Source organism: Acinetobacter sp. KAM396 (assembly GCF_021602765.1).
In the GTDB taxonomy this organism is placed as follows: domain Bacteria; phylum Pseudomonadota; class Gammaproteobacteria; order Pseudomonadales; family Moraxellaceae; genus Acinetobacter; species Acinetobacter towneri_A.
Genome location: NZ_BPPH01000010.1, coordinates 21,525 through 43,218, shown reverse-complemented (window position 1 = coordinate 43,218; position 21,694 = coordinate 21,525). Strand labels below are relative to the sequence as shown.

Genomic DNA, 21,694 nt, shown 5'->3' with positions numbered 1-21,694 from the left:
TTTTAAAAAAAGTCTGTATCAGCATGGTACAGACTTTTTTATGATTTGAGCACTTCGATACCGTTGCTATAAATACTTACCCGATTGTGTCAATAAAATCGCCACCATCACAAAACCAAAAACTGTACTCAACACCAAGGGGGCTAAGGCTTTTTCATGTAAACCATAGTGCTGCCCGAAAATACCAAAGGCAATTGGCATTGGTAAAGCCGCAAGCAAAGTCCCGACAAATAGCATTTCTCGGTTCACATCTAATGCCCATAAAATTCCAAAAATCGTGAGTGGCATCAGCAATACTTTGAATGCAACCAAAACAATACTTTGCAAATTCACCGACTTGATTTGCATGCCGACCAAACTTCCACCAATCACAAATAAAGCCAAAGGTGAAGCAGTTTTGCCCAACATTTCCAGCACTTGTGCAATAGCTTGCGGCAGTTTGAAATTCAACAATACGCACAGCATACCCAATAAAATAGATAAAATTACTGGATTTTTCAGTAAGCGCTGCACAGTTTCGGCATACACCTGCCAACCTGATTTCGCTGAAGATTGTAGCCCTCGTTCTGCCAAAATCAGCATCAATGCCACAATAATTAAATTTTCGACAATTAAAGTTAAAGACAAATAAATTGCCGATTGACTGCCAATCAACAAAGTCAAAATAGCAGTGCCAATAAACCCTGTATTTGACATTGATGCACCCATTGCCAAGACACTGGCATGGGTTAAGTTTGAATTAAAATAATGCCGATACAGTAAAAAGGCAAAGATAAACAGCAGAATAGAACCGCCACCGTAACCTAAAAAATAAGCGGGATGCCAGATTTCTGACAAACTTTTACTGGCCAATGCCTGCAATAGAAATGCAGGCAACGCCACTTTCATGACAAATTGACCTAGAAACTGAATCGCACTGTTTTCAATAAATTGGCTTCTGACGGCAAAATATCCCAACAGCACCACAGCACAAATGGGAAATAAAATACTCAGTAACACCCTGACATCCTTTTTCAGTGTTGCCCATGATCGACATGGTTTTACTGATTTACCTTACACCGAATCTCCCGATAAAGCACGGCAAAATAGTTTAAGTTTCACTTATTTTAAGCAGATAAAATATTAGGATTCCACTTCCGTATCTGTGGATTTAAACGGCGCAAATAAAGTACGAAACCCATGCGGCTGACAGCGCAAATATTGCGGGGCAATCTCAATTTTTTCACCCAATTCTGCCGCAGCATGCCATGGCCAACGAGGGTCATATAAAATCGCACGTGCGATCGCAATCGCATCGGCCTGTTCATATTGCAAAATACCTTCTGCCTGCATCGCTTCGGTAATCAAACCCACCGCAATTACAGGAATTTTTACAGCTTGCTTAATGGCATGTGCAAATGGTGTTTGATAACCCGCATGTAAATCAATTTTTTGATCGACATGCAAACCACCGCTCGACACGTGAATATAAGCCGCACCTAAATGCTCCAGTGCTTTTGCCAAACCTACTGAAGATTCCACATTCCAACCCTCTGCATCATCCATCCAGTCTGTTGCAGAAATTCGCACCCCAATTGGATAGCCTTGTGGAACAGCATTTTGAATTGCTTGAAATACTTCCAATGTAAGGCGAATCCGATTTTCCAAACTGCCGCCATATTCATCTTGGCGGTGATTAGACAGTGGTGACATAAATTGATGCAGCAAATAACCATGTGCAGCATGAATTTCGATTAAATCAAAACCTGCATCCACCGCTCGTACTGCGGCACTGGCAAAGTCTGCAATCACCTGTTGAATTTCATCTTGCGTTAAAGCATGCGGAGGATGTTCGTGCGGTTGAAATGGTAACTCACTGGCCGATACAGTCTGCCAACCATGTGCATCACTTGGGCTAAACTGACCTTTGCCCTGCCAAGGTTTATCGGTTGAGGCTTTACGTCCCGCATGTGCCAACTGCACAGCAAATGGCATAGGCGATAAACTTTTAACTTTATGCAATAAGGCTTTAAGCTGCGCACGCTGCATGTCATTCCATAAGCCTAAATCTGCATAGCTGATACGCCCTTCAGCCTGTACTGCGGTGGCTTCTACAATGCACATCCCTGCACCCGACAAGGCATAATTTGCCCATTGCTGCTCATGCCAATAGCTCAACTCACCTTGTTCATTGGCAGAATATTGACACATCGGAGCGATAATAATTTTGTTGGCAAGTTGCAGTGATCCAAATTGAATCGGCTGAAAAAGTAATGTCACGCTGCAAGCCCTCATACAGTGCGATTCACCAAAAGCGAATCATTAAATAAAAAAGAAGTAATCACTCAGAATCTGCCATCTGTTTTAGATGGTTTTTCTATAATAGATGTTTAAAAATGATTTATTTATAACGTGTTGTATGGTTTTTGCAAAGCCTGCTTTTGTTTTACACAGAATAATTTTGCGACAGCACACTATGGCTTGTATTCTATGGATAATGCCCAATATTAAGCGCATTACTGTATGTCCTTGCCTGCTTAATTTCTAAAAGCGGATTGAATTTGTACCATGCCAGAATTACCAGAAGTTGAAACTACCAAAACTAGTCTATTGCCGCTACTTGATCAAAAAGTCCTGAATGTAGAAGTACGTCAAGCCAATTTACGCTGGCCCATTCCAGAAAACCTACATAAACTCACAGGACAAAAATTACTGCAATTGACCCGCAGATCCAAATACATTCTGGCGCAATTTGAACAGGACAGCATGTTGTGGCATTTAGGCATGTCGGGCAGTTTTCGTCTTTGCGATGCGCAGGAAGATTTACGCAAACACGACCATTTGATTATTCAGTTTGAAGATATACAATTGCGCTACCACGACCCACGTCGCTTTGGCTGTATTTTATGGCTAAATGAAAGCTCTCAACGCAAACTGATAGATCCACTTGGCCCTGAGCCGTTGAGTGATGCCTTTAACCCCGACTATCTTGCACAGAAGCTCAAAAACAAAAATGTTGGCATCAAAGTTGCAATTATGGATAACCATGTCGTGGTGGGTGTGGGCAATATTTATGCCACGGAAAGTCTGTTTAATTTAGGTATTCACCCTGCACAACCTGCATCATCACTCAGTTTGAAACAGATTGAAAAACTAGTGCTCGAAATCAAACGCATTTTAAAACAAGCGATTGATTTAGGCGGTTCGACCTTACGTGATTACAGCAATGCGATGGGCGAAAATGGCTATTTCCAACAAACCTTGTTGGCGTATGGACGTGCAGGTGAAATGTGTGTGAACTGTGAAACCACACTAGAAAATTTAAAACTGGGCCAACGTGCCTCGGTATTTTGTCCTGAATGTCAGCCTTTGAAAAAAGTACTCACTTCGACTAAAGCTGCAACAAGCAAACGAGGTAAAAAAGTATGAGAACCGCTATTGTGCGTCATATTTTAGTGAAAGATAAAGAAACCTGTGAACAACTGAAAAAGCGGATTCAATCAGGTGCTGATTTTGCCAAAATTGCCAAACAATTTTCGACCTGCCCTTCAGGAAAAAAAGGTGGGGAATTGGGTGAGGTCAAAAAAGGACAATTGGTACCCGTAATTGATAAGTTAGTGTTTACCGCAGCAGAACGCGTACTACACGGCCCTGTAAAAAGTCAGTTTGGTTTTCATTTGGTAGAAGTAAAGTTTCGGATGTAATTTTTATGCCTTCAGCGCCTCTCCATCCTAGAGAATAGGGTGCAAACAAACGGCGCATAAAGCGCCGTTTGTTTTGATTGCGTATTAAAAATTATTGACGTTTTTTCAATTCATCACGAATTTCACGTAGCAACGCGATATCTTCTGGCGTTGCTGCTGGTTCTGGCGCTGCTTCTTCTTGTTTACGGCGCATACGATTAATCATTTTCACCATTAAGAACACCACCCATGCCAAAATGATGAAGTTAATTAAAATCGTAAGGAAGTTACCATAGGTCAGGACATTTACACCTGCTTTGGTTAACTCATCTAAAGACTGTAAATTGTTTGGGTTATCGCCCAAAACAAAGAACTTTTGTGTGAAATCCACACCACCGCCAGTGATCACAGTAATCAATGGCATGATGATATCTTTCACTAATGAGTCAACAATTTTACCAAATGCCCCACCAATAATCACACCGACAGCCAAGTCGATCATGTTACCTTTTACCGCAAATTCGCGGAACTCTTGAATAATACTCATTTAAATCTCCAGTTTTTTTGACTTTAATTTATGTGACGAAGTATACATTAATTTTATAGCTTCATTTCCACGTAACTTACTCGGAAATCATCTGCTTTTATATATTGGTTTGCTAATTTTAAACAAAAAATGCCATCAATAAATTGATGGCATTTTTAAATTTTGCTGCCCCGCATGAGGACAACATCATTTTTAAAACTTATTTACCAGAACGGTTACGTTTACGTTCGTTTTCAGTCAAGTAACGCTTACGGATACGAATTGACTTTGGCGTTACTTCAACCAGCTCATCATCTTCAATAAATTCAAGCGCTTGTTCAAGCGTGAATTCAATTGCAGGTACCAGTGTCAACGCATCATCAGTACCAGAAGCACGTACGTTAGTTAACTGTTTCGCTTTAGTTGGGTTAACCACCATGTCGTCTGAACGAGAGTTAATACCAATGATCATACCTTCGTAAACTTCTAACTGAGGTTTAGCAAATAGACGACCACGGTCTTGCAAGCTGAACAATGCATAACCCAAGCACGTACCTTGAACCATAGAGATCAACACACCGTTTTGACGTTTCGCAACTTGACCTGCTTTCATTGGGCCATAGTGTGAGAAGCTTGACGTCATGATACCCGTACCAGAAGTCATGGTCATGAATTCAGAACGGAAACCAATTAAACCACGTGAAGGCACAGTGGCTTCAATACGGATACGGCCTTTACCGTCTACTTCCATATTGGTCATCTCACCTTTACGGTTACCCATTTGTTCCATCACAGCGCCTTGGTGCTGTTCTTCTACGTCAAAAGTCACGTTTTCGTATGGTTCTTGCATTTCGCCATCAATCTCTTTCAAGATGACTTGCGGACGAGATACACCCATTTCGAAGCCTTCACGGCGCATGTTTTCAATCAATACAGAAAGGTGAAGCTCACCACGACCAGATACTTTGAAACGGTCTGGACTGTCAGTATCTTCTACACGAAGTGCAACGTTGTGAATTAATTCGCGGTCTAGACGTTCACGAATGTTACGTGAAGTCACGAACTTACCTTCTTTACCCGCAAAAGGTGAGTTGTTGACTTGGAATGTCATCGATACGGTTGGTTCATCTACAGAAAGCGGCGGTAAAGCTTCTACATTTTTCGGATCACAAATCGTGTCAGAAATATGGAGTTCGTCCATACCTGTTACACACACGATGTCACCTGCAGAAGCAGATTCAACATCAACACGCTCTAAACCGTGGTAACCCATGATTTTTAAGATACGACCGTTACGTGTTTTACCTTCTTGGTCAATCACGGTTACTGGTGTATTCAGCTTCACAGAACCACGTTGAATACGACCCACACCAATCACACCCACGAAGCTGTTATAGTCGAGTGAAGACACTTGCATTTGGAATGGACCATCAACATCAACTGCTGGTGGCTCAACGATATCGACAATGGTTTGGAACAACGGTGTCATATCTTCCGCTAATTCATCTGGTGCAGGACCCGCAACACCACGTAAGCCTGATGCATATACGATTGGAAAGTCTAATTGCTCATCAGTTGCACCCAAGTTATCAAACAAGTCAAATACTTGATCAATAACCCAGTCTGGGCGCGCGTTTGGCTTGTCTACTTTGTTGATGATCACGATTGGCTTTAAACCACGTGCGAACGCTTTTTGCGTTACGAAACGTGTTTGCGGCATTGGGCCTTCTTGTGAATCAACTAAAAGAAGTACGCAATCCACCATCGACATGACACGTTCAACTTCACCACCGAAGTCGGCGTGTCCTGGGGTGTCCACAATGTTAATGCGGTATTCAGTATCTGTACGTTTATCTAACCATTTGATTGCAGTGTTTTTTGCAAGAATGGTAATGCCACGTTCACTTTCAATAGCGCCTGAATCCATGACACGCTCAATCTCGCCCGCTCGCTCACCGAGTGCGCCCGATTGTTGTAAAAGTTTATCCACAAGAGTTGTTTTTCCGTGGTCAACGTGCGCAATAATTGCGATGTTGCGGAGAGTTTTAATATCTGACATGTAAATTCAATACGCTATAAATTTGAGGGCAAATTATACAGAAAAATACTAAAGTTTTATAGTGACACTTTATTGACACACACAATTTTTTTTGATGAGAAACACGCTTTTGATTTTGTAAAGCTGTGTAACTCGATTAGAATAGCGCCACTTTTGCAATATCTTTACGACTTATGTCTGATTTTAACCAATCTCCCTCCCCAAAAGACCAACTTGATCTGGTCTATGGTCTGAATGAGCGTCCAAAACCACTTATCGCTTTTTTAGCCGCTTTTCAGCATTTACTGGCAATTATTGTTCCGATTGTCACACCAGGCCTCTTAATTTGCTTGGCTTTAGGCGTTTCCAAACAAGATACCAACATGATCTTGTCAATGTCTTTGGTCATTTCAGGTATTGCAACCTTTTTACAATGTAAAAAAGTCGGCCCTTTTGGTGCAGGTTTACTCATTGTACAAGGCACCAGCTTTAACTTTATTGGCCCAATTATTGGTATCGGCTCTGCCATGGTTGCTGCAGGCACACCTGTTGAATCAGTCATGGCGGCAATTTTTGGTGTCGTGATTGCAGGCTCATTTATTGAAATGGGCGTTTCCCAAATTTTACCTTGGGTAAAAAAGCTGATCACTCCGCTCGTGACAGGTATTGTTGTACTCCTGATTGGCTTGACCTTAATTAAAGAAGGTTTAATTAGTATGGGCGGTGGATATCAAGCCATGAGCAATAATACCTTTGCCAATACTGACAACCTGATTATGTCGTGCACAGTCTTGGCCATTATTATTATTTTAAACCGCATCAATATCACATGGATTAAAAGCTCTGCCATTTTAATTGCCTTGGTGATTGGTTATGCAATGGCAGGCATGATGGGTCATCTTGACTTTTCAGGTCTGAAAGATGCGCCTCTGGTACAGGTCCCAACACCAATGCATTTTGGACTAGATTTCTCTTGGAGCTTGTTCATTCCCTTAGCATTTATTTATTTAGTGACATCACTAGAAGCCATTGGTGATATTACCGCGACCTCTAAACTTTCCAATCAACCTGTCGATGGCCCACAGTGGATGCAACGTATTAAAGGCGGTGTATTGGTGAATGGCGCAAACTCTTTCTTGGCAGGAATTTTCAATACCTTTCCAAGTTCAGTATTTGCCCAAAACAATGGCGTGATTCAACTTACAGGTGTTGCTAGCCGTTATGTTGGCATCTGGATTGCAGCCCTCCTCATCATTTTAGGCCTGCTCCCTGCGGTCGCAGGTGTGATTCAGGCTGTGCCTCAAGCCGTACTAGGTGGTGCTGTGATGGTGATGTTTGGTGCTGTTGCCGCTTCGGGAATCAATATTCTTTCAGGTGTCGTTTTAGATCGACGTGCCTTGCTGATTATTGCAATTTCATTGGGCTTAGGTTTAGGTGTTGCACAAGTGCCACAAATTCTGGAACACTTACCTGAATTATTCCGTAATATTTTCAGTTCAGGCGTTGCAACAGGCGGTATTGCAGCACTCATTTTAAATATTGTGCTTCCTGAAACTAAAAAGTAATTGCATGTCCAAAAAACACTGTCTGAGCTGAACTTAGACAGTGTTTTTCTATTGGAGAGAGAACCATGAACCCCCAAAGCGAAGTTTTACTCAGACAATATGACTATTTGTCTGGTCGTGTTCTACTGATCAATGCACCATCCGATCAACTCCTCGCAGAATTGGGTGACTCAATCCAAGCCTCTGTGTGGACATGGAATTTTAACGACTATCAATACTTTCAAAATCAACAAGCGCAAGTGCATTTTGGTGCAGAATTGCCTGAAGGTGAATTTGATCAAGCGGTTATTTTTGTACCGAAATCCAAGGAATTACTCAATTACCTAATTCACTCCATTGCCGCACAACTCCCACAAGGCAGCAGCGTATTTTTAGTTGGTGAAAAGAAAGCTGGAATTGAACGGGCTGCAAAGCAATTACAACCTTATGGCAAGACACTCAAGCTAGATAGCGCACGCCACTGCCAACTTTGGCAACTAATTTTAGAACACAATGTTCAAGCTAAAGCTCTATGTGACTGGGCACAACGCTATAACATCAGCACACCAAAAGGTGACTTACAAATTTGTGCGCTACCAGGCGTATTTAGCCAAAAACACTTAGATGTTGGCACAGCTGTGTTATTACCTTATTTAAATCAGGTGACTGCTGGAAAAATTGCAGATTTTGGCTGTGGTGCGGGCGTGATCAGTGCTTATTTAGCCAAACTCAACCCAGAAAATCGCATTTTTGCTTTAGATGTCGATGCATTTGCTTTAGCCTCAACACAAATGACGTTTGAAAAAAATCAACTCAACCCACAACAGCTTGAAATTAAAGCCGTGACAGGCATTGAGGATGCACCGTTATTTTTGCATGCCATCGTGAGTAATCCCCCGTTCCACCAAGGCATTCAAACACATTACGATGCCAGTGAAAATCTGTGTAAAACTTCACGTCGTCACCTGAAGTCGGGTGGTGAACTTTGGATCGTGGCTAATCGCTTTTTAAATTATCCACTCTTAATTGAACAAAGTTTCGGTCAATGCACAATCAAGGCAGATCAACAAGGCTTTAAAGTACTGTTTGCCAGTACTCAAAAAAATACGAAGGACGCATGATGAGCGAAACTCAAAACAATCGACAGTTACAGCGTAAGCTCGGTGCGCGTCATTTAAACATGATCGCCATTGGTGGCTCAATTGGTACAGGTTTATTCCTTGCTTCAGGTGCGACCATTGCCAATGCAGGTCCTGGTGGCGCCTTGCTTGCGTATGCCCTAATTGGCGTCATGATTTATTTTTTGATGACCAGTCTAGGCGAACTTGCAACGCATAATCCAACTTCAGGCGCGTTCTTTACCTATGGCAGTAAATATGTCGAAGGTGGTTTTGGTTTTGCGCTAGGCTGGAACTATTGGTACAACTGGGCCATTACCGTGGCATTTGAATTGGTGGCTGTACAATTCATTATGAAATTCTGGTTTCCCGATATTCCTAGTTTCTATTGGAGTGCCTTATTTCTAGCGGTTGTATTTGGTATTAATGCCTTAACCGTCAAAGGTTTTGGTGAATCTGAGTTTTTCTTCTCACTGGTCAAAGTCCTTGCAATTATAGTGTTCATCATCATTGGTCTATTCATGATTATCAAAATCATGCTGACTCCAGATGTTGCTACTTTTGCCAATTGGAGCAAAGGAGAAGCGCCATTTGTAGGTGGATTATCTGCCTTAATTGGGGTGGCAATGATTGCAGGATTCTCATTTCAGGGTACAGAAATGGTGGGGGTTGCAGCGGGTGAATCTAAAAATCCTAAGAAAACCATTCCAATTGCAATTAAACAAATCTTCTGGCGTATTTTATTGTTTTATATCGTGTGTATTTTCATTATTGGTACCTTAATCGCCTATGATGACCCACGTTTACTTCAAGCAGCCGCCACCGATAACATTGCACTCTCTCCGTTTACTTTACTGTATGAACAGGCAGGCTTTGCTTTTGCCGCAAGTGTCATGAATGCAGTAATTTTAACTGCGATTCTTTCTGCGGGTAACTCGGGTATGTATTCATCGACCCGTATGCTATTTGATATGGCACGTAAAGGCAGTGCACCAAAAGCTTTTGCCCGCTTAGATGCTCGTGGCGTCCCAATGAATGCACTGTATGCCACAACAGCAATCGCTGCACTATGTTTTTTAACAACATTTATTGGCGAAAAACAAGTATTTAACTGGCTTCTGAATATGTCAGGCATGTGTGGCTTTATCGTTTGGCTCGGGATTGCTGTATCACATTACCGCTTCCGTAAAGGCTATTTGGCACAAGGCTACAAACTTGAAGATTTAGATTACCGCGCTAAATTTTTTCCTTTTGCGCCATGGTTTGCCTTTATTTTGTGTGCAATTATCGTGTTAGGGCAAAACTACCAAGCAGTTCTCGAAGGTGAATGGCTCGCAGTTTTATCGACTTATATTGGTATTCTTTTGTTCTTGGTCATTTGGTTAGGTTATAAATGGAAACACAAAACCAAACTGATTGCGTATCAGGATATGGATGTGAAACCACTACACCCTGATCATGACTAAAAAAGTTCTTCTTCTATTTCACTTCATTTAAGAAGCTAAGGTTCAAAAAAACAGCCAACATTTGGCTGTTTTTTATGCTGAAAATTTAAAACAAATTTTATTTTAAAGCACTTTCGTTATTGATAATACGATGAAATATCATGCCACAAATTGCTCAATGTTGATTTTGATCATCGCTAAACAACGACTTGATCGACTGATAGACATAGAGTCCATATATCCTATTTTAAAAGTTTGATCTGCGACGATGCTTTGGAGTTTTTAAATGAATTGACGATAAACTCGCTATAAAAATTCGACTTAGTTTACGATTCAACAAGCCGAAATATTAAGCATAATCAGACTCCACCTTATTTACTCTTTATTCAAAAAAATCATAGTTTTACAATATTTTTAATCGTATTAAGTGTAAATAATTTTATGCAATATCTAATCCATACATTCCATAAAAAGAGGCATAAAAAAACGACTCCGAAGAGTCGTTTTTTCAACTTAACTCAAATTATTGAGCTTGTTGTTCAACAGTCACTGTACGGCTGCCAGTGATCGTCGCGAATACACGACGGTTCATAGCACGACCTTCTTTAGTGTTGTTGTCAGCAATCGGTTGATCCCAAGCGAAACCTTGAGTAGACAAACGAGCTGGATCTACATTGTATTCATTTACAAGTGAAGATTTAACAGAGTTCGCACGAGCTAAAGATAAACGTTCGTTCAATGCACGTGGGCCAGTATTGTCAGTGTGACCTTCGATGCGAGCAGTAGCGTTTGGATATTCAACTAACTTCTCAGCAACTTTAGCGATTTCTGGCTTGTACTGATCTTTGATGTTTGATTTGTTCGTATCAAAGAACACACGAAGTTCCATGTTCAGGTCTTCAGTCAACTCTTGTGGAGCTGGTTGAACTGGAGCAACGGTTTCAACTGGGGCAACTTCTACTACTGGAGCAGCAGGCTTCAAGTGACCGCCAAGAACTACGTTAAGACCAGCTAAAGCTGTATAGTTCCAAAATTTTTCGTCAAAGTGGTAAGTACCACGCGCTTCTGTACGAAGAGATAAAGCATCGTTTAAGCGGAAGAACGCACCAACACCTGCATTACCAAGTGTACCTTCTTCTTCAAGACCACGACCTTCACGACCTAAATCATTATCAAATTTATACTTATAGTGACCAGCACCTAAAAGTACATATGGTTTGATTTTGCTGTCGTAGTTTTTAGTGATCAAGTCAGAAGTCGCATAGAAGTTACCTGCGATATTTTGACCTTTATACTCTGCACCAGCTTGATCGATCATATCACCTTTAACTTGGCTATATTCAGCTTCAAAACCTAACCAAGGGGTAAGTTCAACACCAAGTGCAGCACCAACAAATAGATCATCATCCATTTGCGCAGAAGTGGTCAACTCACCATCATCACCACCATTATTGTGCTGTGTATCTTGCCAAGTGTAACCAAGCATTAATGGGGTAACAGTTACGCCCGCGTTTGCAGCAGCTAAAGGAGCAGCTACGAGCATTGCTAATGCAATACGACTCATTTTCATGGATTTATCCTCCAGAGATAACAATTGTTGTTCAAGCTCAAGCTTAAATTTTCGACTACCCTGAGATAGGCTTTTTTATACCCCAGTATTATTTTTAAGCTAGTCACTTTGAATCATACAAACACTTTTTTACTTTTCCAAGTGCTTGATAATTTTAATCAAGTAAATTATTGACAAAATTACTTACAATTTCCGTTGTAATTCGGTAACTTTTTACTCAATTATTTGGTGCGAATAGCCTATCTTTCTTGCGGTTTATTCTAACACTTTCACGAAAAGTTGTTTAGTAATTATTATACAACACATAAAGTGCTATAAAACAACAAATTACTCAAATTAATCATAAAAAAACATAACAATAACAGGTATAGACTTATGTCGAATATAAGCAAAAATGGCTTCACGCTGTTTGAATTGATCGTCACGTTAGCGATTAGTGCGATTTTAATCATGGTTGCCCTGCCCTATTTTCATCAGCTGATGGCACAACAAGAACTCAAGCGAATTCAGTATTCATTACAGGCCAGCCTGAAAATAGCACGCTCCCATGCCTTCACCCATCATAGTAATGTTGTGATCTGTCCAACACATGACTTTAGCCAATGCAGTAAGCAAAACTGGAATACGGGTTTTATGATTTTTATTGATCGAAATAAAAATCGTCAGATAGACAACAATGAATACATTCTTTATACAGAAAAAACTGCACTTAAATACGGTACCTTGGATTGGCGTGGCACTTTAAACATACCCAGTGTAACTTTTAATGCACAACAAGGTTTGCCGATCGGCTCGAATGGTAGCTTCTTTTACTGTTCCACTCACCTTACAAGCAGGCGCTTCATACTCAGTAAAATGGGGCAAACCCGAGCTGAAGACATCAATATATGTTAACTCAGCAGTCTAAACGATCTTTACATTGTCACTTTATTCTCTTCTTTTTTTGCCTATACTGCAGAGTTGATCTATTCCTACTTGGAATTCAATCTAGATATAAGCACACATAAAATTGGGAGAATAAAATGACGGATATCGTTATTGTAAATGGTGCACGCACTGCAATGGGTGGCTTTCAAGGCAGTTTAGCCAATGTGACTGCACCAGAATTAGGTGCGGCAAGTATCCAAGCGGCCATTCAACGTGCGGGGGTACAAGCAACAGAAATCGATGAAGTCATTATGGGCTGCGTCCTGCCTGCAGGCTTAAAGCAAGGCCCTGCTCGTCAGGCGATGCGTCAAGCAGGCTTACCAGATTCTACAGGTGCGGTCACCATCAACAAACTCTGTGGTTCTGGTATGAAAGCTGTCATGCAAGCAGCCGATGCAATCAAAGCAGGTTCTGCCTCAATCATTGTCGCTGGTGGTATGGAGTCAATGAGTAATGCACCTTATGTACTGACCAAAGCACGTGCTGGGTACCGTATGGGACATGGTGATGTGAAAGACCACATGTTCTTAGACGGCCTTGAAGATGCTGAAACAGGTCGTTTGATGGGCTCATTCGCACAAGACATGGCTAATAGCAAAGGCTATACCCGTGAACAAATGGATGATTTTGCGATTCGCTCTCTTAAACGCGCGCAAACTGCCGTAAATGAAGGCTATTTTGCCGATGAAATTGTGTCTGTAAATGTTTCAACACGTAAAGGTGACGTGGTTGTCGATAAAGACGAACAACCGTTTAATGCCAATATTGAAAAAATTCCAACTCTGCGTCCTGCTTTTGCCAAAGATGGTACGATTACCGCGGCCAATGCCAGCTCAATTTCAGATGGTGCTTCGGCTTTAGTCCTAACGTCTGCAGTAAATGCAGCAAATAAAGGTTTACAGCCATTGGCGAAAATTGTGGCTTATGCCACCAATTCACAACATCCATCAGAATTCACTATCGCCCCTGTTGCTGCAATTCAAAAAGTATTAGATAAAGCGGGTTGGCAAGTTGCAGATGTAGATTTATGGGAAATCAATGAAGCTTTTGCCATGGTCACCATGTGCCCAATAGATGAATTCAAGCTTGATCCTGAAAAAGTGAATATCAATGGTGGTGCCTGTGCGCTTGGACATCCTGTGGGTTCTACAGGTTCACGTATTATCCTGACTTTAATTCATGCGCTTAAACGTACAGGTGGCAAACGTGGCGTGGCCGCTCTCTGTATTGGCGGTGGTGAGGCAACTGCAGTCGCGATTGAATTGCTTTAATGCATTGCAACCCCTATTTCGTAAAGCAGAATTAGGGCAGATGGAATACAGTCATTCCCAACCCTTCTTTATTCAAAAAGCAAAAAGACGAATCATTGATTCGTCTTTTTGCTTATAGCTTGAAAAAGTTTAGAGCAATTCAGCGCGCAACTGTTCAGGCGATTTCATTGACAATAAACCTGGCGCAACATCGTAAGCAGTTTTTGCACCATATTGCTGCATTTGGTTTAAACGATAACAAGCACGTGCATAAGCTACCAAAATACTCGCGGTAAACTCCGGATTGCTGTCTAACTTCAATGAGAATTCAAGCACTTGTTTTTGTTCATCGCTGGTATTGCCACTGCGAATAACAAAACCACCATGCGGCATGCGTTGGTGATCTTTGGCCAAAGTCGCTTCATCAATGAAATTTACAGTTGTGTTGTAGTCTGCGAAATAATCTGGCATGGTCACAATCGCTTGCTCAACGGAAGCTGCATCGGCACCTTCTGCAAGTACGACATAACATTCACGAGTATGTTTGTCTTTAGTGCTTAATACAGGGCGCGCACCGCTACGCACTTGCTCAATCGCATCATTAGATGGAATGGTATATTGCACACCTGCTTTTACACCATCAACACGACGAATGGCATCTGAGTGTCCCTGACTTAAACCTTTCCCCCAAAATGTATAAGTTTCGCCATCGGGTAATAAAGCTTCACCAAATAAACGATTGATTGAGAACATGCCTGGATCCCAACCAATTGAGATAAGTGCAGTTTTCTTATTCGCTGTCGCAGGTGCATCTACAGATGCATAATATTCAGGAATACGCGCATGCGTATCGAAACTATCGACAATATTAAATTGGCTGGCTAATACAGGGCCTTGTTGTGGCAAGTCGTCTTTTGAACCACCACATAAAATCAGTACGTCAATTTTGTCTTGAAAATCGGACAGTGAATCCATTTGAAAAACTGCTGTTTCAGCATAACATGGTGAAACGCTTTCAGGCGCACGGCGGGTAAAAATACCTACCAATTGCAAATCTGGGTTTTTCTGAATTGCCGTTTCAACGCCACGACCTAAATTGCCATAACCAGCAATACCAATACGGATAGAATTTTGCATAAAGACAAATCACTTCATTGAAAAAATTGAATAAATAAATCAGAGGATAATCACATCCAATTATCGTCTTGGTTGATTTTTGATACTTTAAAATAAAGTCTATATAGGGCTACGATGCTTCGTCAGTGTGCTTATGCTACAGCACTTTGCCGAAAATTAAATCATTAAGAAGTGACATAAAACAAACCCTTTGATCACTTTAAGGCAAAAAAAGCCTGCGCATGGCAGGCTGTTTGTAAATGTGTGAACCGCTATATTTCAATGAAATCTATCTATATTTAGATAAACCCATCATCAATATATTACGCACCAGTTTGATAATTTGGTTTAGGTACAGCTGTAGACGCTTGATAAGGGCGCGTAAAATCCGCCAAACCTGCCGCAGCTTCTTGCACGTCTTTACCTTCTTTAATCACGAAAGTATCGAAACCTGCACGCTTCATATAGTTCAAGACATCTTTAAATACATCACCAACTGCGCGAAGTTCGCCCTGAAAGCCTTGACGGCGTAACAATGCCGCAAAAGAATAACCTCGACCATCGTTAAAACCTGCGAATTCAATAAAAATCGCATCGAGTTCTGCCAATGGAAATTCATGGTTTTCAGGCGAAGCATCTACCGTTAAATACAAAGCTTTTTTACCAGAAATTTGTGCCAACAGATCAAGCTGTTCAACGCTAAGCACCACATCACCTTGCGGTAATGCTGCATCTTCAGCAATCACTTGATAAGTATTGTCTGCAATCGTGCCATCTTTCGCGAGCACAGGGAGTGCAGTATTAAGCATAAGCGCGCTCCTTAAATGGTTGAATGCCGACACGACGATAAGTGTCGATGAAGTCTTCACCTTCACTACGCAAATCTAAGTAGGTATTTAAAATTTCTTCCACGACATCTGGAATCACTTCGGCAGCAAAAGATGGCCCTAAAATATCACCAATTGAAGCATCATGGTCTGCATGCCCACCTAAAGTGATTTGGTAAAATTCGGCGCCTTTTTTATCAACACCTAAAATCCCGATATTACCAACGTGGTGATGACCACAAGCATTCATACAACCTGAAATATTCAAATCCAGTTTGCCAAGATTATAAATGGTATCCAAATCATCAAAACGGCGTGAAATAGCTTCTGAAATTGGAATAGATTTAGCGTTGGCAAGTGAACAGAAATCACCCCCCGGACAGCAAATAATATCGGTAATAAAGCCAATATGTGCACGCGCCAAGTTGTTAGCATCTAGGACTTGCCACAATGCAAATAAGTCTTTTTGTGGCACATCTACCAAGGCAATATTTTGTTCATGCGTGGTACGCAATTCACCAAAGGTATATTGATCTGCTAAATCTGCAATTAGATTCATTTCTTCGGTCGTCATGTCACCTGGTGCAACACCTGCACGCTTCAATGAAATAGTGACAATACGGTAGCCTTGAACTTTGTGCGCATTGGTGTTGATGTTGAACCATTGTTTGAATTTTGGATACTGTGCAAACAGCTCACTAAAATCTTCATCGGCATAATTTTGATAAGCAAATGGCGTGAAGTTTTCATCCATTTTTTTCAAAGTTTCAGCATCAATTTTTAAGGTTTTCACGGTATGTGCAAATTCAGCTTCAACTTTTTCTGCAAATACTGCTGGAGTTAGGGCTTTTACCAAAATTTTAATACGTGCTTTATATTTATTGTCGCGACGACCATGCAAGTTATAGACACGTAAAATGGCTTCTAAGTAAGCAATCAAATCCTCACGTGGCAAGAACTCACGAATAAAGCTACCAATAATTGGAGTACGACCTAAGCCACCACCCACTTTAATTTTATAGCCAATTTCGCCTGCTTCATTTTTAACAATATATACGCCAATGTCGTGAAACGCAGTCGCTGCACGATCCACTTCTTCAAGTGCTGAAACAGCAATTTTGAACTTACGTGGCAAGAATGCAAATTCAGGATGGAAGGTAGACCACTGACGAATTAATTCACAAGTCGGACGAGGGTCGGCAATTTCACCTGCCACAACGCCTGCATATTGGTCTGTGGTGGTGTTACGAATACAGTTGCCTGAGGTTTGAATAGCATGCATTTGTACTGTTGCAAGCTCAGCTAGCATATCTGGCACATTTTCAAGTGCAGGCCAGTTAAACTGAATATTTTGACGTGTTGATACGTGTGCATAACCACGGTCATAGTCTTTGGCCAGCTGCGCCACTTTACGCAACTGCTTAGAGTTCATCAGACCGTAAGGCACAGCAATACGCAACATTGGCGCATAGCGTTGTACATACAAACCATTTTGCAGACGTAATGGACGATATTCGTCTTCAGTCAATTTGCCTGCTAAATAACGTTCCGTTTGGTCACGGAACTGTGCAACACGTTCATTAATCAGTTGCTGATCGAAATCAGTATATAAATACATGGCGTACAGCTAGTCATTTCTATTATCACGGCTGACAGCATAGCGAGATTCAATCTATCAACAAAATGTGTTTTTTACATATTTCTTAGCGATTTTATTGATAAGACATTACAATGGCACAGCCTGCAAGCCTTTGCCGAAATTTCCAGACCTTTTACATAGCTATCACAAAATAATGCATGCTTTAGCACTTTTTATGCTAAAGCATCTATCTTCGTTTTTATTTCGTGTTTAAGTTGAGTTTCCTACATATTTTTAGCTATTGAGCATGATCACCATTGTCCTACACCTAAAGCCTGCCCAATATAGTCATAGCGCATTTTTGAACGTGAAAATTTAATAGGACAAGCCAACTGAGTTTCGGTTTGTGTGGCATTGCCTTGAATTGGGACATTTACAGTCCAACCGCGCTGCTTTGCCAAGGGTGAATGTAAAGCTTCATCTAAAGTTAAAACGGGTTCTACACAAACATCGTGTTGTGCAAAGATATGCTGCCACGTGGCAAAATTTTGCGCTTTAATCTTGGCCTGAATGGCTTGTTTCACTTGTATATGGTCTTGCGGGTCTAAAGATGTGCCTTTTTCGAGCAAAATGGGCAAATCTAAAATTTGTGCCAAGCCTTGCATAAATTGTGGCTCTAAGCTGCCCACCGAAAGATAACGACCATCGGCCGTTTCATAATAGTCATAATAACTGCCTCCATTTAAGTAAGATTGCTCAGCATATTGAGGCAGCTGTGCCGCCAAAACAGCAGAAGCTGCCATATTATTTAATGTGGCAGCACAATCGGTCATCGAAATATCAATATATTGCCCTAAGCCACTGCGCTGACGCTCAATCACCGCACTCAAAATTCCAACCAAAGCATGCAATGAACCACCTGCTACATCGGCCACCTGAATACCTAGCGGTGGCGGCCCGCCTGCTTGACGTCCGCTGTGCCCTGCAATTCCAGACAAAGCTAAATAGTTGATGTCATGTCCTGCTCGTTGTTGATAATCACCTGTTTGTCCATAACCTGTGATGGAACAATAGATCAGTCGCGGATTAATTTTTGCCAAGCTGGCATAGTCCAGTCCTAAACGCTGCATCACCCCTGGTCTAAACTGTTCGAGTATAATATCGAAATCAGTAATTTTCTCGTGAATAAGGTGAATACTTTCCGGAGATTTTAAATCGAGAGTAATGGACTGTTTATTACGATTCAAATAACTATGCGAAGTCGCCTGTCCATTGGCATAGGGCGGAAATAAACGAATCAAGTCAGGTCGGCTTGCCGATTCAATGTGAATGACCTCTGCGCCCATATCCGCCAAATACAAACTGGCAAAAGGACCTGGTAATAAGGTGGAAAAATCCAAAACTTTTAAACCGCTTAGTGCATGTGTCATTGTTGTGATTACTCAATTTTTACTGATTTTCCGTTCATCTTATAAACAGCAAAACTGTAACACAATGTCATGTTCAGCCATTTACCTTGATCATTTCGGCAATTTATTATGTAAAATAAGTAAAATTGGTATTGTAAATTGCCAATTTCAATTTTTTAGCGTCATTTAGGTCAAGCTTACGTGAATACAAAAGAGACTGAAGGATTTAACATGAGCCGCGATACCATTAGTATCCATTTTGTCAATGCTGCGCTCACAGGTGTCAAACGACTCGGCATGGACGTCGAAACCTTATTATCTCATGTCGGTATTGAAGCAGAACTTCTGCGCCAACCGAAAGCACGTATTTCACCTGAACAATATACCCGCTTTATTAAAATGCTGTGGATGGTGACCCAAGACGAACACGTCGGTTTTGATTCTCAGCCACGTCGTTTGGGTACATTCGCAATCATGTGCCAATTGGTGATTCACGCCAAAACATTGGGCGATGCCTTAGAACTTTCTTCGCAATTTTATAAGCTTTTTGGTGATGATTGGTCAGTTACATTAGAACGCGATAAACACGAAGCGCGTTTGGTGCCCTCTATTCCACAAGTCATGGATCCTGATCACTTTATTACTGAAAGTATGTTGATGATTTGGCACGGCTTGGCCTCTTGGCTGATTGAACGTCGCCTGCCTTTAGAGCGTGTGCATTTTGGCTATCCTCGTCCTGCACACGCAGATGAATACGATGCGTTGTTCTTTGCGCCTGTTATGCAATTTGACATGCCACGCACTGAAATTACCTTTGCTGCCGACTATCTAGATTTACCAATTCGTCAAACTCAAGAAACCTTAGACGAATTCTTAAAAACTGCACCTGCACAATTATTGGTGAAATTCAAAAACACCAATTCTTTAACTTCGCGTATTCGTGATGTGTTAAAGAGTCAGATTGGCGAAGAAATGCCAACCTTGAACGATGTTGCATCAATGTTGTACCTGTCGCCACAAACCTTGCGTCGTCGTTTGGCTGCAGAAGGTAAAAGCTATCAAGGGGTAAAAGATGCGCTACGTCGTGATGCCGCGATTCATCTATTGCTGAATCCTGAACTCACTCTAGAAGATGTAGCACAACAAGTTGGCTTTAGTGAAACCAGTACTTTCCACCGTGCTTTCAAAAAGTGGACTGGCGTCACCCCTGGTTTATACCGTCAGTTGCATGGTTATCATTAATTCACAGCTAAAAAATTCACATTCACCCGTAATTTCAGTTAATCGCCCTTGCACACTGCAAGGGCTTTTTTTATCGCTCTATTTTAGTTTCAATCTTTCTAACAAATTTCTGTGTCATCCCAATTAGCAAAAAACCTCACTGACCTTTACCGTTCTTGTCATTGCACTTCAAAATTTTCAGATTACACTCAAAAGCAATCATAAAGAAAACTATCGACAAAGGATTGATTATGAGCGAGGCCTATATCATTGATGCTATTCGCACTCCGCGCGGCAAAGGAAAAAAAGATGGCGCATTACACGAAGTTAAACCCATTCGCCTACTCACGACTTTATTAAATGAATTGCAACAACGACACAGCCTAGACACCTCACAAGTAGACGACATTGTTTTGGGTTGTGTCACACCAATTGGCGATCAGGGTGCGGATATTGCCAAAACTGCTGCGATTGCCGCAGGTTGGGACAATGATGTTGCAGGCGTACAAATCAACCGCTTTTGTGCCTCGGGCTTAGAAGCCGTGAACCTCGCAGCGCAAAAAGTCCGTTCAGGTTGGGAAGATTTAATCGTTGCTGGGGGTGTGGAATCTATGTCGCGCGTGGCAATGGGTTCTGATGGTGGTGCTTGGGCATTCGACCCTGAAACCAACATGGCCTGTGACTTTATTCCCCAAGGCATTGGCGCTGACTTAATTGCCACTTTAGATGGTTATAGTCGCACCGAGGTCGATCAATTTGCAACCGCATCGCAACAAAAAGCAGCCGCAGCACAAGCGCGGGGATATTTCGAACGCTCGATTGTACCCGTTAAAGATCAGGCAGGTGTGGTGATTTTGGCACAAGATGAATTTATCAAAGCACAGACCACAGCTGAAAGTTTGGCACAGCTCAAGCCAAGTTTCGCGATGATGGGACAAATGGGGTTCGATGCCATCGCCTTGCAAAAATATCCTGAAGCAGAACAAGTCAATCATGTGCATCATGCAGGCAATTCATCGGGTATTGTTGATGGCGCGGCATTGGTGTTGATTGCATCGGAACAGGCGGTACAACAACACAATTTAAAACCACGCGCCAAAGTGCTTGCCACTGCACTGGTCGGCACAGATCCTGCGATTATGCTCACAGGACCAGCACCTGCAGCACGCAAAGCCTTAGCCAAAGCAGGACTGAACATTGAAGATATTGATCTGTTCGAAGTTAATGAAGCCTTTGCAGCCGTGGTTCTGCGTTTTATTACCGAGCTTCAGGTCGACCCCGCCAAAGTCAATGTGAATGGTGGTGCCATTGCCTTGGGTCATCCACTTGGCGCGACAGGTGCTATGATTTTAGGCACTTTACTGGACGAACTAGAACGACAAGATAAAAAACGCGGCATGGCTACATTATGTGTAGGCGGTGGGATGGGAATTGCCACCATTATTGAGCGAGTATAAGGAGT

18 protein-coding genes are annotated in these 21,694 nt (G+C 41.7%); 9 read left to right on the top strand and 9 right to left on the bottom strand.

Going from position 1 to position 21,694, the window contains the following annotated elements; genetic code table 11:
* Positions 1-66: 66 nt before the first annotated feature.
* Complete coding sequence (locus L6C30_RS07275) at positions 67-999, bottom strand: AEC family transporter (RefSeq protein WP_236162755.1); 933 nt, start codon at positions 997-999, stop codon at positions 67-69.
* Between the two features lie 123 nt (positions 1,000-1,122).
* Positions 1,123-2,259 carry an NADH:flavin oxidoreductase/NADH oxidase gene (locus L6C30_RS07270; protein WP_179994319.1) on the bottom strand — a complete coding sequence of 379 codons (1,137 nt, stop codon included), beginning with the start codon at positions 2,257-2,259 and terminating at the stop codon, positions 1,123-1,125.
* A gap of 288 nt (positions 2,260-2,547) precedes the next feature.
* Between L6C30_RS07270 and mutM the strand changes: the two genes are divergently transcribed.
* Both mutM and L6C30_RS07260 read left to right on the top strand, forming a co-directional pair.
* Complete coding sequence (mutM, locus tag L6C30_RS07265; RefSeq protein WP_004972419.1) at positions 2,548-3,408, top strand: bifunctional DNA-formamidopyrimidine glycosylase/DNA-(apurinic or apyrimidinic site) lyase; 861 nt, start codon at positions 2,548-2,550, stop codon at positions 3,406-3,408.
* Positions 3,405-3,683, top strand: a complete 279-nt coding sequence (locus tag L6C30_RS07260) for a peptidylprolyl isomerase (RefSeq protein ID WP_004972420.1) — start codon at positions 3,405-3,407, stop codon at positions 3,681-3,683. Before mutM ends, L6C30_RS07260 begins: the two co-directional genes overlap by 4 nt.
* 91 nt (positions 3,684-3,774) lie before the next feature.
* On the opposite strand, the gene mscL is transcribed toward L6C30_RS07260, so the two are convergent.
* Together mscL and typA are read right to left on the bottom strand one after the other, a co-directional pair.
* Positions 3,775-4,209, bottom strand: a complete 435-nt coding sequence (gene mscL, locus L6C30_RS07255; RefSeq protein ID WP_004972423.1) for a large conductance mechanosensitive channel protein MscL — start codon at positions 4,207-4,209, stop codon at positions 3,775-3,777.
* A 199-nt stretch (positions 4,210-4,408) separates the two neighbouring features.
* A complete protein-coding gene (gene typA / locus L6C30_RS07250) occupies positions 4,409-6,247 on the bottom strand; it encodes a translational GTPase TypA (RefSeq protein ID WP_070153741.1) in 1,839 nt (612 codons plus the stop codon).
* Positions 6,248-6,420: 173 nt separating this feature from the next.
* Between typA and L6C30_RS07245 the strand changes: the two genes are divergently transcribed.
* The 3 genes from L6C30_RS07245 (at position 6,421) to L6C30_RS07235 (ending at position 10,354) form a co-directional block, all read left to right on the top strand.
* The gene (locus tag L6C30_RS07245) at positions 6,421-7,791 is read left to right on the top strand and encodes a uracil-xanthine permease family protein (RefSeq protein WP_236162754.1); all 1,371 of its coding nucleotides are present in this window, start codon (positions 6,421-6,423) and stop codon (positions 7,789-7,791) included.
* Between the two features lie 65 nt (positions 7,792-7,856).
* Complete coding sequence (locus L6C30_RS07240; protein WP_236162753.1) at positions 7,857-8,891, top strand: methyltransferase; 1,035 nt, start codon at positions 7,857-7,859, stop codon at positions 8,889-8,891.
* Positions 8,891-10,354, top strand: coding sequence for an amino acid permease (locus L6C30_RS07235; protein WP_236162752.1), 1,464 nt, complete (start codon positions 8,891-8,893; stop codon positions 10,352-10,354). The genes L6C30_RS07240 and L6C30_RS07235 overlap by 1 nt, the downstream gene beginning before the upstream one ends.
* Before the next feature lie 502 nt (positions 10,355-10,856).
* On the opposite strand, the gene omp38 is transcribed toward L6C30_RS07235, so the two are convergent.
* Positions 10,857-11,903, bottom strand: coding sequence for an outer membrane protein Omp38 (gene omp38, locus L6C30_RS07230; protein ID WP_236162751.1), 1,047 nt, complete (start codon positions 11,901-11,903; stop codon positions 10,857-10,859).
* A 375-nt stretch (positions 11,904-12,278) separates the two neighbouring features.
* Here omp38 and L6C30_RS07225 point away from each other — a divergent pair, with 375 nt between their 5' ends.
* On the top strand, positions 12,279-12,797 hold the full coding sequence (locus tag L6C30_RS07225) for a GspH/FimT family pseudopilin (RefSeq protein WP_236162750.1): 519 nt from the start codon (positions 12,279-12,281) through the stop codon (positions 12,795-12,797).
* A gap of 128 nt (positions 12,798-12,925) precedes the next feature.
* Positions 12,926-14,101, top strand: a complete 1,176-nt coding sequence (locus L6C30_RS07220) for a thiolase family protein (RefSeq protein WP_236162749.1) — start codon at positions 12,926-12,928, stop codon at positions 14,099-14,101.
* 129 nt (positions 14,102-14,230) lie between these two features.
* On the opposite strand, the gene L6C30_RS07215 is transcribed toward L6C30_RS07220, so the two are convergent.
* From L6C30_RS07215 to L6C30_RS07200, 4 genes are all read right to left on the bottom strand, one after another.
* Positions 14,231-15,217 carry a diaminopimelate dehydrogenase gene (locus L6C30_RS07215; protein WP_019837783.1) on the bottom strand — a complete coding sequence of 329 codons (987 nt, stop codon included), beginning with the start codon at positions 15,215-15,217 and terminating at the stop codon, positions 14,231-14,233.
* A 302-nt stretch (positions 15,218-15,519) separates the two neighbouring features.
* Positions 15,520-16,005 carry a DUF934 domain-containing protein gene (locus L6C30_RS07210; RefSeq protein ID WP_019837784.1) on the bottom strand — a complete coding sequence of 162 codons (486 nt, stop codon included), beginning with the start codon at positions 16,003-16,005 and terminating at the stop codon, positions 15,520-15,522.
* The gene (locus L6C30_RS07205) at positions 15,998-17,641 is read right to left on the bottom strand and encodes a nitrite/sulfite reductase (RefSeq protein ID WP_019837785.1); all 1,644 of its coding nucleotides are present in this window, start codon (positions 17,639-17,641) and stop codon (positions 15,998-16,000) included. Before L6C30_RS07205 ends, L6C30_RS07210 begins: the two co-directional genes overlap by 8 nt.
* 272 nt (positions 17,642-17,913) lie before the next feature.
* On the bottom strand, positions 17,914-19,032 hold the full coding sequence (locus L6C30_RS07200) for a CaiB/BaiF CoA-transferase family protein (protein ID WP_236162748.1): 1,119 nt from the start codon (positions 19,030-19,032) through the stop codon (positions 17,914-17,916).
* Positions 19,033-19,242: 210 nt separating this feature from the next.
* Between L6C30_RS07200 and L6C30_RS07195 the strand changes: the two genes are divergently transcribed.
* Together L6C30_RS07195 and L6C30_RS07190 are read left to right on the top strand one after the other, a co-directional pair.
* A complete protein-coding gene (locus L6C30_RS07195) occupies positions 19,243-20,253 on the top strand; it encodes an AraC family transcriptional regulator (protein WP_019837787.1) in 1,011 nt (336 codons plus the stop codon).
* A 230-nt stretch (positions 20,254-20,483) separates the two neighbouring features.
* Positions 20,484-21,689, top strand: coding sequence for an acetyl-CoA C-acetyltransferase (locus L6C30_RS07190; protein ID WP_070153758.1), 1,206 nt, complete (start codon positions 20,484-20,486; stop codon positions 21,687-21,689).
* Positions 21,690-21,694 lie beyond the last annotated feature (5 nt).